The following is a 14,473-nucleotide window of genomic DNA, read 5'->3' as shown; positions in this document are numbered from 1 at the left end:
AACTAAAATATGGCGCAATTTTTTCAAATCCACTCGGAAAATCCGCAGCCGCGGCTAGTGCGCCGGGCGGTCGAGATTCTGCTGGAAGGCGGCGTGGTCGTCTATCCGACCGATTCGTCCTATGCCCTAGGCTGTCAGATCGGCGAGAAATCGGCCATGGAGCGGATTCGCCGTCTCCGTCGCCTGGACGACAAGCACAATTTCACCCTGGTTTGCCGCGATCTTTCGGAGATCACCACCTATGCCCGCATCGACAATCAGGCGTTCCGGCTGCTGAAAACCTTGACGCCCGGCCCTTACACCTTCATTCACGAGGCCACCAAGCAGGTACCGCGACGCCTGTTGCACCCCAAACGCAAGGCGATCGGTATCCGCGTGCCCGATCATGAAATCTGCCGCGCGCTGCTGACCGAACTCAATCAACCCATCCTGAGCACCACGTTGATCCTGCCGGATGACGACCAGCCGCTGACGGATCCCTATGAAATGCGCGAGCTGCTCGATAAGCATGTGGATCTAGTGATCGACGGCGGTTTCTGCGGCCTGGAGCCGACCACTGTGGTCGACATGACCGCCGACCCCCCGGCGCTGGTGCGACTTGGCAAGGGCGACGCGACCCTCTTCGAGGAATAATGGAAACGCTTAATCAGATGCAACTTCTGGCCGTGTTGGCCATCCCGGTCATCTTCGCGATCACCGTGCACGAGGCCGCCCACGGCTGGGTCGCCAATCGACTCGGCGACAAGACCGCCTCCATGCTCGGGCGCGTGACCTTCAATCCCATCCGGCATATCGATCCGGTCGGGACCATCCTGGTGCCCTCGCTGACCTTTCTGTTCACCGGAATGCTGTTCGGCTGGGCCAAGCCGGTGCCGGTCAACTGGCGCAATCTGCGTCATCCCCGGCGCGATATGGCGCTGGTGGCGGTGGCCGGACCGGGCGCCAACCTCTTCATGGCGCTGCTCTGGGGGCTGATGATCCAACTGGGTCTGCTGCTCATGCCGACCAGTCAATGGGTCGCGTTGCCGCTGATCTACATGGGCGCCGCAGGCATTCTGATCAACGTCTTCCTGATGGTCCTGAATCTGGTGCCGCTGCTGCCCCTGGATGGCGGACGGGTGCTGAATGCGCTCCTGCCGCCACGCCTTGCCGTCTATTTTTCCCGGCTGGAGCCCTTTGGGCTGCTCATCCTGCTGGCGCTGCTGGTGACTGGATTGCTCGGTTCCATTTTGTTGCCGCTCGTGATCGGCGTCGTCGATCTCCTGCCTGGCGCCGGCGCTGTGAAAACGCTCTTTCATTTCTGACGCGAGGTCCACACCTTTGGCTTCTGCCTCCGCACAACACGCGCGCGTGCTTTCGGGCATGCGTCCCACGGGCCGGCTGCATCTCGGCCACTATCATGGCGTCCTGAAAAACTGGCTGGAGTTACAGCACGAATACGAGTGCTTTTTCTTCGTTGCCGACTGGCACGCGCTCACCACCCATTATGAGGATCCCTCGATCATCCCGGAGAGCACCCATGAGCTGGTGATCGACTGGCTGGCCGCCGGGATCAATCCGGGATCGGCGACCATCTTCGTCCAATCGCGGGTTCCCGAGCATGCCGAACTGCACCTCCTGCTCTCCATGATCACCCCGCTGGGCTGGCTGGAACGGGTGCCGACCTACAAGGATCAGCAGGAGCGGCTCAAGGAACGAGATTTGGCGACCTATGGTTTTCTCGGATATCCGCTGCTCCAGAGCGCCGACATCCTCGTCTACAAGGCCGGACAGGTGCCGGTGGGCGAGGATCAGGTCGCCCATGTCGAATTGACCCGTGAGGTCGCGCGCCGCTTCAATCATCTCTATGGGCGCGAGCCGGGCTTTGAGGACAAGGCCGAGGAGGCCAAGCGCAAGATGGGCAAGAAGAACGCTAAGCTCTTCGACAGCCTCAAGCGCCGCTATCAGGAACAAGGCGATCAGGAGGCGCTGGAGGTCGCCCGCGCGCTGATCGAGGGACAGGGCAATATCACCCTGTCCGACCGCGAGCGTCTGTTCGGCTATCTGGAGGGCGGCGGGCGCGTCATCCTGCCCGAGCCGCAGCCGCTGCTCACCAAGGCATCCAAAATGCCGGGGCTGGACGGGCAGAAGATGTCCAAGTCCTACCGCAACACCATCTCATTGCGGGACACGCCCGCCGAGGTGGAAAAGGCGCTGCGGACCATGCCGACCGACCCCGCCCGCGTGCGCCGCACCGATCCCGGCGAGCCGGAAAAGTGTCCGGTGTGGCAGTTCCATCAGGTCTATTCCAACGAGCAGGTGCGCGACTGGGTCCAGCAGGGTTGCCGTTCGGCGGGGATTGGCTGTCTCGAATGCAAACAGCCCATCGTTGACGGCGTGCTCGCCGAGCTGATGCCGATTCAGGCCCGCGCGTTGGAGTACGAGGCCCAGCCCGAACTGGTGCGTAGCGTCCTCAATGAGGGTTGCGAGAAGGCGCGCGACGTCGCGCGCGAGACGCTCGAAGAGGTACGGCACGCCATGTCGCTGGTCATGGCTTGATTCAGGTCGAGATCCCATCCAAATCCCGGCTGCGCGGCAGCCGTTCCGGGGCGGAGTCGCCGCCGCCGGCGGATGATGGGGACAGTCCGCCGGATGCCCCGCCCATCGGCGTCCAGCAGGAACTTCCCTTCGCCATGGTGCAGGGCGCGCCGCTCCTGAAGCTTCCGCTGGATCTCTACATCCCGCCGGACGCGCTGGAGGTCTTTCTCGACGCCTTCGAGGGACCGCTCGACCTGCTGCTCTATCTGATCAAGCGCCAGAATCTCGATATCCTGGACATCTCGATCGCCGACATCACCGCGCAATACATGGAATACGTCGACCTCATGACCGAACTGCGGCTGGAGCTGGCGGCCGAGTATCTGGTCATGGCCGCCATGCTGGCCGAAATCAAATCGCGCATGCTGCTGCCGCGCTCCGCCGACGCTGGAGAAGACGAGGAGGGCGACCCGCGCGCCGAGCTGATCCGCCGCCTTCAGGAATACGAACGCTTCAAGCAGGCCGCCCAGGATCTCGACGCCCTGCCGCGACTGGAGCGGGATGTCTTCACCGTCCATGCCGAAATCCCGCCTGGCCATTCGCAACGGGTGCCGCCCGAGGTCGATTTGCGTGAACTGCTGCTGGCGCTGCGTGGCGTGCTCTCGCGCGCCGACCTCTTCACCAGCCACCGGGTCGAAAAGGAATCGCTTTCGCTGCGCGAGCGCATGTCCAGGGTCATGGAGCGACTGCACGGCGGCGGCTTTCTTTGTTTCACCGAACTTTTCGAGCTGGACGAAGGTCGTCCGGGCGTGGTCGTCACCTTTCTGGCCCTGCTGGAACTGATCAAATCCAGCATCTTGGAACTGGTCCAGACCGAGCCATACGCCCCCATCCATGTCCGGCTGCGCGAGTCGACACACCCGGAGCCCGATGACCTCGCCCTCGCTTAAACAGATCGCCGAGGCCGCGCTGATCGCCTTCGGCGGCCCACTGACCCTGGATCGCATTCTGGAGTTGTTCCCCGAAGAGGAGCGCCCGGAGCGGACCCAACTCCTGGACGCGATTCGGGAACTGGAGACCGACTATCGGACACGCGGGATCGAACTTGTGGAGATTGCCGGTGGTTTTCGCATCCAGGTGCGCGCGAGCCTGGCGCCTTGGGTCGCGCGTCTGTGGGACGAAAAGGCGCCGCGCTATTCGCGCGCGTTGCTGGAGACGCTGTCCCTGATTGCCTACCGCCAACCCATCACCCGCGGCGAGATCGAGGACATCCGCGGGGTCGCCGTCAGCACCAACATCATCAAGACGCTCACCGAACGCGAGTGGGTGCGAGTGGTCGGACATCGCGACGTGCCCGGACGGCCCGCGCTTTATGCCACCACCCGCAAATTCCTGGACTATTTCGGCCTGCGCTCGCTGAACGACCTGCCGCCGCTGGCCGCGATCCGCGACCCCGATTCATTCCTGGGCGAGGAACTGACGTTGAGCGATCCAAAGGTCGAGGTGGCGGATCGGTAGATCGGGTTCGCGCTTCACCGACGTTTTGCGCGGGTTCGGTGGGGATTACGAGAGTGCAAGTTTTGAAGTCTCGCCGCACATCAGCCGGTCGACCCAATCGAGCATTTTTTCCATCGCCATCTCGCCGATGGGGGTCAGGCAATAATTGGAGTAGTCGAAGGAGTCGCCGCCGGCGGAAACCAGAAAACTCTCGGGTACGCGCCCGTAGAGGGTCTCGCACCAGGCCAGGAGTTCACGCGGGTCGAGAAAATGGGCCATGGTCGAGAGGGCGTGGGCGTCGGGCGCGAGTCGCTGGCAGCGGACCTCGCCTGGTTCGGCATCCACGGCGGCATCCAGAAAGATCACCCGATCCTGCTCCGCAATGTCGGCGACCAGCTCAGCGGTGAGGATGTGGCGTGACATCACCTCCACGCCCGCCGGCACCCCGGTGTTTTCCAGTCGGTCCGCGACCAGCGGGCCGAGTGCGTCGTCGCCCCGGATGGGGCTGCCGTAGCCGATGATCAGAATCTTCACGGGCGGCGCTCAGGACCGGCTCAGGGTGTCGACGACCCGTCCGGCGGCGTCCTTGAGTTCGATCCGCAACGGCATCTGACCGAAGGCGTGCGAGGCGCAGGAGAGGCAGGGATCGAAGCAGCGAATGACCGCCTCGACCCGGTTGAGCATGCCTTCCTGAAGGTTGTTGCCGTCGACATAGGCATCCGCGACCTGCCGGATGGACTGGTTCATGGCGAGATTGTTATGACCGGTGGCGATGATCAGGTTGACCCAGGTGATGAGTCCATCGTCGTCGATCCGATAATGATGGATGAGCGTGCCGCGCGGTGCCTCGGAGACACCGATCCCCTCGTCGCGGTTGCTGCGGGCTCGCGCCCGCACCCGATGATCGAGGATCGTCGGATCCTTGAGCAGGCGTTCCATCATTTCCAGTGCGTGGATGATCTCGACCAGCCGGGCATAGTGATAGTGGAAACTGCTGGCAATGGGGCCGGATTCCTCCTGGAGCATGTGGAACTCGGCGAGAGCGACATCCGCATAGGGCGTACCGCACGCCTGAGCGTTATTGAGCCGTGCCAGGGGTCCGACCCGATAGATCCCCTTGGGATAGCCTTGGGGCTTGTAGTAGGGGAACTTCATGTAGCTGAAGTCCTCGACCGCCTCGCCGATCACCCGTTCATAGTCCTCGGGCGGCACCATGTCCTCGACGATGCGGCCCTTGGCGTCCTTGATGCGCAGCAGTCCGTCATAGTGCTCGAAGTTGCCCTGGGGCGTGACCAGGCTCAGGAACATCGTCGGCAGACTGCCGAAGTGCGTCGCCTCGTCCTTGAACTTAGGCACCAGGGTCTTGAAGAAGTCATAGGTGCGCTTGGCGATCTCCAACCCCTCCGGGAGCAGCTTGAGCATGGCGTCACGCTTCTCCAGGGTCAGCGGCTCGTTGACGCCGCCGGGCACCACCCAGGTGGGATGAATCTTCTTGCCGCCAAGCGTTTCGATGATGCTCTGGCCGATCTGGCGTAGCCGGATGCCATCCCGAGCGAGCGCGGGATCCTGACGCATCACGCCGAAGATGTTGCGCGTGGCCGGATCCGCGTCCCAGCCGAGCAGCAGGTCGGGCGAGGACAGATGGAAAAAAGATAGCGCATGCGATTGGGTGAGCTGCGCGAGATTCATGATCCGGCGCAGATGCTCGCCGGTCGGCGGGATGCGGACCGACAGCAGGTGGTCGCACGCCTTGTTGGAGGCGAGCAGGTGACTGACCGGACAGATGCCGCAGGTGCGCGCGGTGAGCGCGGGCATTTCGCGGTAGGGGCGGCCCTCGCAGAATTTCTCGAAGCCGCGGAATTGGGTGAGGTGGAAGCGCGCGTCCTCGACCGCGCCATCATCGCCGAGTTGCAGGGTGATGCGGGCGTGGCCTTCGATGCGGGTGACGGGTTCGATGGCGATGGTGCGGCTCATGGTGGAAAGTCCCCTGTGGGTTGCGATTGGCCGGAGTCTCCCGGTCGACCGTCGGTTACGTACGCAATGCCGTGACGAAATCCTCGACCGATACGCCGGCTTGTTTGAGAATTCCGAGGAGGGTACCAGGCTTGATCTCTCGGTGGTTTGGTACAACACAACCGGACGATTCCCGGCGGAGCACAATATGACTTCCTCGTTGCCGTAACGTGACGAACCCCAACCGCTCCAACGCTCGTATCGCCTCCGCCCCTGAAACGAGGGGCAGTTTAGGCATATTCCGCAACCTCGAAGGTCGTCAACAGCGATCGCCGCAGATTGGTTAGCGGAAATTCTTCGAGATAAAGCGAGGTAGCCTCGCGCAAGTTCGCTAGAGCATCCTCGACTGTTTCGCCTTGCGTTGTCGTTCCTGTTTCAGGATTGAAGGCGACATATCCACCTTCCAGTGCGGGCGTCAGGATCGCGGAAAGTTCCATGCTTGTGTTCCTTCGTTTATGGTGCTCAAGGATGACTGCCCGTTCTCGCGCGGAAAGCGACGACTTCACGCAGGAGCGGCCCGCTCCTCGTTCTCCAACGCCTTGGCGGTGATCTCGTGATAGAGATGAATGATGGTGCCGATGATCGTATTCATCTCGGGGTGTTGCTCCCATTTAGGCTGTAGGGCTTTGGAATCCTCAAAGACTTCCTGGAGAAACTGGATGTCGAAGCTGTCGAGCCGCTCGCCGCGGTCGACTTTTGACTTGATGTCCAGGGCGCGCGGCAGGCGCTGAGTGCGCATCCGGTCCAGCAGAGCCACGATAATGCCAGCGTCGTCGTTTGTGTCGTTCATGCGAGCAGCCTCTGCCTCTTGATGTGTAAGGCGATTTCCGGGAAAGTTTGTTGTTTTCAGGAAATCACCTAAGTCGCCGTTCAGGCCCCAAAGCGCGTCACCGAACTCGGGTCCGGGGTGCGTCCTTCGATCAGTTCGTTCAGGACATACCAGATGGCATCCGCGCTCGGCGGACAGCCCGGCACGAAGACATCGACCTTGACCTCGCCATGGATCGGCTTGACCGGCGTGAGCAGGGCCGGGACGCCGCGCGTTGGGATCTGAGGTTGCAGGGTGACGTTTTCGCGATAGGCGCGATCCATCACATCGGCGAGTTTGAAATGATTACGCATGGCCGGGACGTTGCCGGTGACCGCGCAGTCGCCGAGACTGATCAGCAGATTGCAATGCGCGCGGAACAGCTTCGCTTTTTCCAAATCGTCCTCGGAGCTGATGGAGCCTTCCAGAATGCCGACATCGACTCGATCCGGCAGTTTCTTGGTGTCGACCAGCGGGCTGTAGACGATGTCGACCTTCTGGGCGAGTTCGATCAGCCGCTCGTCCAGATCCAGAAAGGACATATGGCAGCCCGAGCAGCCGTCCAGCCAGGTGGTGGCGACCGTGATCTTGGTTGGTGCGGTCATTGGAGATGTCTCCGGCGCGCGAGAATTGGCAGAAAGTGCTGATCCTTGACCATTTCGCCCACCGAGGTGCCCTGTTTGACCAGGGCGCCAGTGGGACAGACCTGCACACATTTGCCGCAACTCGTGCAGGTGTCGCTGTCGCCCCAGGGTTGCGCCATGTCGCTGATGATCCGGCAGTCGCTGCCGCGGCTCATGACATCCCAGGTGTGGGCGCCCTCGATTTCGTCGCAGACCCGCACGCAGCGGGTGCAGAGGATGCAACGGTTGTGATCGAGTCGGAACATCTCGTGCGAGCTGTCGACCGGATAGGCGACCTGTCGGTAGGGGATGCGTACATGGTCGACGCCGCATTTCTGGGCGAGCCATTGCAGTTCGCAGTGACCGTTGGAGACGCAGACCGAGCAGACATGATTGCGCTCGGCGAACAGCAGTTCGATGATGGTGCGCCGATAGCGCTGGAGCCGCTCGGTATTGGTCTGGATCCGCATGCCCTCGGCGACGCGGGTCGAGCAGGCCGCGTAGAGTCGGCTCTGTCCCTCCAGCTCGACCATGCAAAGGCGACAGCCGCCCCACACCGAGAGCCCGTCGAGGTGACAGAGACTCGGGATCGGGATGCGGTTTTCGCGACAGACCTCGATGATGGTCTCGTCCTCGCGGGCGGACAGATCCCGGTCGTCGATCCGGAGCGTGACGACGCGAACGTTGGGTATGGTGGCGGGTTGAGCCATTGTGCCTCCAGGGTGGTCGTCGGGATACCGTTAGACGGCCTCTGTCGTCAGGTCCAGTATTCAGGATCGAGCAGTTGCTCGATGGTCAACGGGCATTCGGTTGGGAAGGTCGCCGCGGGCAATCCGGTTTCGAGGATGGCGCCTTGTCGCGCGGCCGGATAGCGTCTCGCCAGAATCTCGGGCAGTTTCCCTGTCAGGCTGGGACTGTCCTCCAGCAATTCCGCGATCTCGTCGCGGGCATTAGTGATCGAAAGTTGCCAACTCAGGCTTCGCAAGGTCGGTTGATAACGCCATTTCAGCAGGTGTAGGATCAGGATCTTGAGATGACTGGCGAGCGCATGCTTTTCGGCGCGACCCATGTCTTCGATTTCCTCGGCAATGCGTTGCAGATCCAGGCCCGCCAGATTTCCCGCGCGCAATCGGTTGGCGCTCTCCAGCGCCCAGGCGTAGAAGTCCCGGTCGTGGCTGGCTGGAATATTGGTTTGAGTCGCCATCGTCAGTTTCTCTGGGTCGCGCTCAAGCCGCACGCGACAATCGCTGATTGACGACCTGCCAGAAGGTGGCGACCGATGACTGGACCCCATCGAAAAAGTCCTCGAAAAAACCCGGTTCGTTCAGCAGCGGTGGGTAAGCATAGCGCTCGCCGTCCGTGCCGACATCGCTCACCCAATCCGTGGGTTCGTTGGCATCGATCAGCATGAACAGCGACGCTGGAAACAGATAGGGCAAGCCCCGGTCGTTCAGCACACGATAGTCATCGGCCTCGATTCCGATCACGCAGTACGTCTGCCCGGCGGTTAGATCGGGGTAGTCGGGATTGGCTTGCTTCAGTTTTACAATCATTGGGGCAACCTTTTCAGCTTGACCTCGTATCGCGAATGCGTTGTCCCTTGGCGATGACCCTGGAGCGGGCAATCAGATCTTTTGTCAGGCCAGGAGCCGTCACATCCCTGCCTCGCCGTCAACCGCCCGCCAGTTTCTCCTCATACTCATCGCGAAAATACCGCAGGGTGCTCAGCACCGGATTGGGCGCCGTCTGACCCAGTCCGCAGAGACTGGTCGCCTGGACCACCTCGCAGAGTTCTTCCAACAGGGCGAGATCCGCGTGGGCGCCCTGTCCCTTGGCGATCTTGTCCAGCAGACCGTGCATCTGTTGGGTTCCGGCGCGGCAGGGGATGCACTTGCCGCACGACTCGGTCATGCAGAATTCCATGAAATAGCGCGCGACATCGACCATGCAGGAGGTCTCGTCCATGACGATCATGCCGCCGGAGCCCATCATGGTGCCCAGCGTTTTGAGACTGTCGTAATCGACCGCAATATCCAGATGTTGTTCCGGGATGCAGCCGCCGGACGGGCCGCCGGTTTGGACCGCTTTGAACGCCTTGCCATCGGGAATGCCGCCGCCGATGGTCTCGATGATGTCGCGCAGGCTGGTGCCCATGGGGACTTCGATCAGGCCGGTGTTCTGGATCTTGCCCGCCAGCGCGAAGACCTTGGTGCCCTTGGATTTCTCGGTGCCGATGCCGGCGAACCAGTCGCCCCCGTTGCGGATGATGGGGGCGATATTGGCGAAGCTCTCGACATTGTTGATCAGGGTCGGACAGCCCCAGAGGCCGGATTCGGCGGGGTAGGGCGGGCGTGGCCGCGGCTGGCCGCGCAGACCCTCGATGGAGGCCATCAGGGCGGTTTCCTCGCCGCAGACGAAGGCGCCGGCGCCGAGCCGGATTTCGACATCGAAGGCGAACTGTGTGTCGGCGACCTTGGTTCCCAGGAAACCCGCCCGTTTGGCCTTGCGAATCGCGGTCTGAAGCCTTTCCACCGCGAGCGGATATTCGGCGCGGACATAGACATATGCCTTGTTGGCGCCGATGGCATAGGCGGCGATCGCCATGCCTTCGAGCACCCGATGGGGGTCGGACTCCAGCACCGCGCGATCCATGAAGGCGCCCGGATCGCCCTCGTCGGCGTTGCAGATGACATATTTCTGAGCGGCCGGCATCTTGGCGACGGTCGACCATTTGAGTCCGGTCGGATAGCCGCCGCCGCCGCGTCCGCGCAGACCGCTGGCGGTGACCTCGCGCAGCACATCGGCGGGCGTCATCTCGCTCAGCGCCTGGACCAGAGCCGCGTAGCCGCCCACGGCGACATAGCCCTTGAAACTGTCGGGGTCGATGACCCCGGAGTTTTCCAGCACGACTTTCTGCTGACGGGCGAAGAAGGGTTGGTCGGTCGGGCAGCGCAGACGTTCCACAGGAGCGCCGCACACGCTCCCAATGATGTCGGAAGCGTCGGCGGGAGTCACGTCGCGATACAGGACGGAATCGGCCAGACCGCAGTCCTTGTCCGCCACCGCGACCAGCGGGCCGGCGGAGCAGAGCCCCATGCAGCCGACCCCTTTGACCCGGCAGGTGCCGCCGCCGTCCCCGCACGCCTGGGTGAGCGCCTCCAGAACGGGCAGGGAGCCGGAGGACTGGCAACTGGCCGCCACGCAGACGCGAACCTCGCGCCGGACAGCGGCCTCTTCGGCGCGGTATTCCGCAGCCTTCTCGGCAAGATCTTCCAGGTGCATGTCAGTTCAGCTCCTCCAGCTTGGCGATCAGGGTATCGGTGGCCAGCTTGCCCAGCACATCGCCATCCAGGACCACCGCCGGGGCCAGACCGCAGGCGCCGACGCAGCGCGCGGTGAGTACGGACAGCCGGTCGTCCTCGGTGGTATCGCCGGGGTTGACGCCATAGCGCCCCTGGATGCCTTCCAGAAGTGCTCCAGCTCCCTTGATGTAGCAAGCGGTGCCGGTGCAGACCACACAGGCATGCCGGCCCTTCGGCTTGAGCATGAATATATGGTAGAAGGTCGCGACGCCATAGACCTTACTCAAGGGCAGATCGAGCGAGGCGGCAACGAAGCGCAGCGAGGTTTCGTCGAGAAACCCGAAGGCGTCCTGGACGCTGTGCAGGGTCTCGATGAGCGCGTGATCCGCGTAGCCGTTGCGGCGCATGGTGGCGTTGACGAGCTTCCAGCGTTTGTCATCGCTCGGCAACGGCGGCTTGGCTTGCTGCTGGGTCATGTCGCCTCCTTTGGCGGACGGTCTTTGGGCGCGAAAGATCCGCGAGCTACCAGGTTGATGGCCCGGTTGCTGGCGTCTGACAGCCTGTTTGGCGAATGTTCGGAGAATCGGTCAGTTCGGACAGCGGATATCTTGACCCGAGTGTATAACAGATTCGTGGCGGCGATATACTCATGACTGCCGCCGGCCATCATCATTGTTTGGAAAGACTATGGACGAAACACAACCTCCCCGTAAACGCCCGCGCGGCATTTATCTGCTGCCGAATCTTTTCACGACCGCGGCCTTGTTCGCAGGTTTCTATGCCGTGCTCGCGGCCACCCAGAACCGTTTCGAGGCCGCCTCCCTGGCGATCTTCGCGGCCATGGTCCTGGACGGTTTCGATGGGCGGATTGCCCGCATGACGCACACCCAGAGCGATTTCGGCGCCGAGTACGACAGTCTCTCCGACATGGTTGCCTTCGGCGTGGCGCCCGCGCTGGTCGCCTATCACTGGGCGCTGGGCGAACTCGGCAAGGTCGGCTGGCTCGCGGCCTTTGTCTTCACCGCCGCCGCCGCGCTGCGGCTGGCCCGCTTCAATACGCAGATCGGGATTGCCGACAAGCGCTATTTCCAGGGTCTCGCCAGCCCCTCCGCGGCGGCGATCGTCGCCAGCGGTATTTGGACCGCCAGCGATTTGGGAATCGATGGGGCCGATGTTTCCTGGCTTGCCGCCTTTCTGACCGCCGGCGCGGGTCTGCTGATGGTGAGCAACTTCCGTTATCTGAGTTTCAAGCAACTGAATCTGCAGGGGCGGGTGCCCTTTCTGCTGGCGGTGGGCGTCATGCTGGGATTCGCCGTGGTCTTTATCTATCCGCCGCTGGTGCTGTTTCTGCTCGCGTTGACCTATGCCCTTTCCGGACCGGTCTGGACCCTGCTGCGGCTCCGGCAGAGCCGCGCCAGACGGCGGCGCGAAACGCCTTAAACCACATCCTGTGATGAGGTTGAATGCACTTTCCGTGCGTTTCGTATCATCGCGAGGGCCATGTCGACCGCCGCGAGCAGGCTCCCGGGATCGGCGCGGTCGGTTCCCGCCAGATCCAGGGCGGTGCCGTGGTCGACCGAGGTACGCACGATGGGCAGGCCGAGCGTGACGTTGACGGCGCGTCCAAACCCCAGATGCTTGAGGACCGGCAGCCCCTGATCGTGATACATGGCGAGCACGGCGTCGGCACTTGCGAGCCGTTCCGGCACGAAGGCGGTGTCGGCCGGCAGGGGGCCGGTCAACCGCATCCCTTGCTTTCTAAGTTCGTCCAAAACCGGGGCGATGACCTCGATTTCCTCGCGCCCCAGATGTCCGCCCTCGCCGGCGTGCGGATTGAGACCGCAGACCAAAATGCGTGGCCGCTCGATGCCGAAACGTCGCGACAGATCCCGATGCAGGATGCCGATGACCTCCGTCAGACGTTCGCGCGTGATCGCGCCGCTGACCCGCGAGAGCGGCAGGTGGGTGGTGACCAGCGCGACGCGCAGACCAGGAGTGGCCAGCAGCATCACCGGAACCGCGCCGCAGCGCTCGGCCAGAAACTCGGTGTGTCCGGTGAAGGGCAGTCCCGCGTCGTTGATCACGCCCTTGTGAACCGGCCCCGTGACCAGTCCGTCGAAGGTGCCGTCAAGACAGCCATCGCAGGCGCTTGCCAGCGTTTCCAGCACATAGGTCGCGTTGGCTGCGTTGAGCTGGCCAGCGATGGCCGGCTGGTGCAGCGTCACCGGCAGAACGGTCAAATGGCCGGGCGGCGAGGCGACGGGCGTGGCGCGCGGATCGAAGGTCTGGAGCCGGAGGTCGATGCCAAGGTTGCGGGCACGCGCCGCCAGCAGGTCCGGGTCCGCCACGGCAACGAGTTGGGCCGCTTGCGGGCGTTGCGCGAGCCGTGCGACCAGATCGGGACCGATCCCCGCCGGCTCGCCCGGCGTGATGGCAAGACGCCGCGTCATGACGCCTGATCGAGCCGGATCTCGACATAGGCCTCGTCGCGCAGTCGGCGCAGCCATTCTTCCGTGGCCTCTTCCGCCTTGCGTCGCTGCAGGGCCTCGCGTGCCTTGACCCGCAGGATGTCGATGCTGGCATCCTGGCTGCGCCGCTCCTGAACCTGCACGAGATGCCAGCCGAACGAACTCTTGAAGGGCTCGCTCGTGGTGCCGATCGCGAGCGCCGTCATCGCCTCCTCGAATTCGGGGACCGTGTCTCCGGGGTTGACCCAGCCAAGATCGCCGCCCTTGAGCGCCGATCCGGTATCGTCGGAATGCGCGCGCGCCAGGGTGGCGAAATCCTCGCCGCCCAGAATGCGCTCGCGCAATTGCGCGAGACGCCGCTTGGCATCGTCGTCGGAGACAATTTCATTGGTGCGGATCAGGATGTGACGCGCCTTGGTCTGGGTGACATTTTGGGCGGCGGCGCCCTTGATTTCGCGCATCTTGATGATGTGGAAACCGCTGGAGTTACTGAGCGGATTGCTGATCTCGCCCTCGGCCATCGAAATGGCCAGATCGCCGATCAGGACCGGCACCGCGCCCATCTCGAACCAGCCGAGATCGCCGCCTTCGAGCGCGTTGCGGCCGTCCGATTCGCGCACCGCCATCTCGCCGAAGTCGGCACCCTGGCGCAGTTGTGCGACCAGGCGATTGGCCTTGGCCTCGGCGGTTTTGACCTGCTCGGGCGTAGGATTTTCCGGCAGCGCGACCAGGATGTGTTGCAATCTGACCTGTTCGCGCTCGATCAGGCGACTCGACTCCTTCGCCAGAAAGCGGTCGATTTCCTGGTCGGTGATCGTGATTTTGTTGACGACCTCCTGACTCTGCAAACGGCTGGTGAGAATCTGGGTACGGGTATCCTCGCGGAAATCCGCGAAGCGGATGCCGCCGGCCTCCAGGGTGGTTTGCAATTCCTCCAGCGACAGATTGTTGCGGCCGGCAATGTTGGTCAGCGCCTCGTTGAGGGTGGCTTCATCCACCTCGATCCCCAACTCCTTGGCCCGTTGCCGCTGCAAGCGCTTCAGGATGAGCCGGTCGAGCACCTGTTTTTCCAACTGCGCGCGCGGGGGCTCGGCGGTGCCCTGTTGTCGCAACTGCGGGAGGACCAGGCTGACCTCCCGGCTGAGTTCGCTGCGCACGACCACATCGTCGTTCACGACCGCGACAATGGCGTCCAACTCCTCGGCGCCCGGCTGGGCGAGGACGGCGCTCATCGACAGGATCAGG

General features: G+C 63.0%; 19 protein-coding genes. 6 read left to right on the top strand and 13 right to left on the bottom strand.

Features of this window, described 5'->3' with window-relative positions; all coding sequences use genetic code 11:
- Positions 1 to 9 precede the first annotated feature (9 nt).
- From CCR95_RS11310 to scpB, 5 genes are all read left to right on the top strand, one after another.
- A complete protein-coding gene (locus CCR95_RS11310) occupies positions 10 to 633 on the top strand; it encodes an L-threonylcarbamoyladenylate synthase (protein WP_201094373.1) in 624 nt (207 codons plus the stop codon).
- Positions 633 to 1,304, top strand: a complete 672-nt coding sequence (locus tag CCR95_RS11305) for a site-2 protease family protein (RefSeq protein ID WP_201094372.1) — start codon at positions 633 to 635, stop codon at positions 1,302 to 1,304. The genes CCR95_RS11310 and CCR95_RS11305 overlap by 1 nt, the downstream gene beginning before the upstream one ends.
- A gap of 16 nt (positions 1,305 to 1,320) precedes the next feature.
- A complete protein-coding gene (locus tag CCR95_RS11300) occupies positions 1,321 to 2,538 on the top strand; it encodes a tryptophan--tRNA ligase (protein WP_201094371.1) in 1,218 nt (405 codons plus the stop codon).
- A gap of 134 nt (positions 2,539 to 2,672) precedes the next feature.
- A complete protein-coding gene (locus tag CCR95_RS11295) occupies positions 2,673 to 3,467 on the top strand; it encodes a segregation and condensation protein A (protein ID WP_207188595.1) in 795 nt (264 codons plus the stop codon).
- A complete protein-coding gene (gene scpB / locus CCR95_RS11290; protein ID WP_201094370.1) occupies positions 3,448 to 4,035 on the top strand; it encodes an SMC-Scp complex subunit ScpB in 588 nt (195 codons plus the stop codon). Before CCR95_RS11295 ends, scpB begins: the two co-directional genes overlap by 20 nt.
- Positions 4,036 to 4,080: 45 nt before the next feature.
- Here the strand turns inward: scpB and CCR95_RS11285 are convergent, their stop codons facing one another.
- The 11 genes from CCR95_RS11285 to hoxE form a co-directional block, all read right to left on the bottom strand.
- Positions 4,081 to 4,548, bottom strand: coding sequence for a hydrogenase maturation protease (locus tag CCR95_RS11285; RefSeq protein WP_201094369.1), 468 nt, complete (start codon positions 4,546 to 4,548; stop codon positions 4,081 to 4,083).
- A gap of 9 nt (positions 4,549 to 4,557) precedes the next feature.
- Positions 4,558 to 5,988, bottom strand: a complete 1,431-nt coding sequence (locus CCR95_RS11280) for a Ni/Fe hydrogenase subunit alpha (RefSeq protein ID WP_201094368.1) — start codon at positions 5,986 to 5,988, stop codon at positions 4,558 to 4,560.
- A 55-nt stretch (positions 5,989 to 6,043) separates the two neighbouring features.
- The gene (locus tag CCR95_RS11275) at positions 6,044 to 6,265 is read right to left on the bottom strand and encodes a type II toxin-antitoxin system HicA family toxin (RefSeq protein ID WP_201094367.1); all 222 of its coding nucleotides are present in this window, start codon (positions 6,263 to 6,265) and stop codon (positions 6,044 to 6,046) included.
- Positions 6,258 to 6,464, bottom strand: a complete 207-nt coding sequence (locus tag CCR95_RS11270) for a type II toxin-antitoxin system HicB family antitoxin (RefSeq protein WP_201094366.1) — start codon at positions 6,462 to 6,464, stop codon at positions 6,258 to 6,260. Before CCR95_RS11270 ends, CCR95_RS11275 begins: the two co-directional genes overlap by 8 nt.
- A gap of 65 nt (positions 6,465 to 6,529) precedes the next feature.
- Entirely contained in the window at positions 6,530 to 6,817 is a 288-nt protein-coding gene (locus tag CCR95_RS11265; RefSeq protein WP_201094364.1) for a hypothetical protein, read from the bottom strand.
- 80 nt (positions 6,818 to 6,897) lie between these two features.
- Positions 6,898 to 7,440 carry an NADH-quinone oxidoreductase subunit B family protein gene (locus CCR95_RS11260; protein ID WP_201094362.1) on the bottom strand — a complete coding sequence of 181 codons (543 nt, stop codon included), beginning with the start codon at positions 7,438 to 7,440 and terminating at the stop codon, positions 6,898 to 6,900.
- Positions 7,437 to 8,168, bottom strand: coding sequence for a bidirectional hydrogenase complex protein HoxU (gene hoxU, locus CCR95_RS11255; protein ID WP_201094361.1), 732 nt, complete (start codon positions 8,166 to 8,168; stop codon positions 7,437 to 7,439). Before hoxU ends, CCR95_RS11260 begins: the two co-directional genes overlap by 4 nt.
- A gap of 47 nt (positions 8,169 to 8,215) precedes the next feature.
- Positions 8,216 to 8,662, bottom strand: a complete 447-nt coding sequence (locus CCR95_RS11250) for a DUF29 domain-containing protein (RefSeq protein WP_201094360.1) — start codon at positions 8,660 to 8,662, stop codon at positions 8,216 to 8,218.
- Between the two features lie 22 nt (positions 8,663 to 8,684).
- On the bottom strand, positions 8,685 to 9,011 hold the full coding sequence (locus tag CCR95_RS11245; protein WP_201094359.1) for a hypothetical protein: 327 nt from the start codon (positions 9,009 to 9,011) through the stop codon (positions 8,685 to 8,687).
- A 118-nt stretch (positions 9,012 to 9,129) separates the two neighbouring features.
- Positions 9,130 to 10,740, bottom strand: a complete 1,611-nt coding sequence (gene nuoF / locus CCR95_RS11240) for an NADH-quinone oxidoreductase subunit NuoF (RefSeq protein ID WP_201094358.1) — start codon at positions 10,738 to 10,740, stop codon at positions 9,130 to 9,132.
- A 1-nt stretch (position 10,741) separates the two neighbouring features.
- Positions 10,742 to 11,236: a bidirectional hydrogenase complex protein HoxE gene (gene hoxE, locus CCR95_RS11235; protein WP_201094357.1), complete on the bottom strand. Its 495-nt coding sequence runs from the start codon at positions 11,234 to 11,236 to the stop codon at positions 10,742 to 10,744.
- Between the two features lie 211 nt (positions 11,237 to 11,447).
- Between hoxE and pssA the strand changes: the two genes are divergently transcribed.
- Positions 11,448 to 12,200, top strand: coding sequence for a CDP-diacylglycerol--serine O-phosphatidyltransferase (gene pssA, locus CCR95_RS11230; protein ID WP_201094356.1), 753 nt, complete (start codon positions 11,448 to 11,450; stop codon positions 12,198 to 12,200).
- Here the strand turns inward: pssA and pdxA are convergent.
- Both pdxA and CCR95_RS11220 read right to left on the bottom strand, forming a co-directional pair.
- Positions 12,197 to 13,210: a 4-hydroxythreonine-4-phosphate dehydrogenase PdxA gene (pdxA, locus tag CCR95_RS11225; protein WP_201094355.1), complete on the bottom strand. Its 1,014-nt coding sequence runs from the start codon at positions 13,208 to 13,210 to the stop codon at positions 12,197 to 12,199. The two genes, pssA and pdxA, sit on opposite strands and share 4 nt — an antisense overlap.
- The gene (locus CCR95_RS11220; protein ID WP_420825653.1) at positions 13,207 to 14,460 is read right to left on the bottom strand and encodes a peptidylprolyl isomerase; all 1,254 of its coding nucleotides are present in this window, start codon (positions 14,458 to 14,460) and stop codon (positions 13,207 to 13,209) included. The genes pdxA and CCR95_RS11220 overlap by 4 nt, the downstream gene beginning before the upstream one ends.
- Positions 14,461 to 14,473: the final 13 nt, after the last annotated feature.

This window comes from Thiocystis minor, from assembly GCF_016653465.1.
Classification (GTDB): Bacteria; Pseudomonadota; Gammaproteobacteria; order Chromatiales; family Chromatiaceae; genus Chromatium; species Chromatium minus.
The sequence above is the reverse complement of the archived record's forward strand: the minus strand, read 5'-3'. Positions and strand labels throughout refer to the sequence as shown.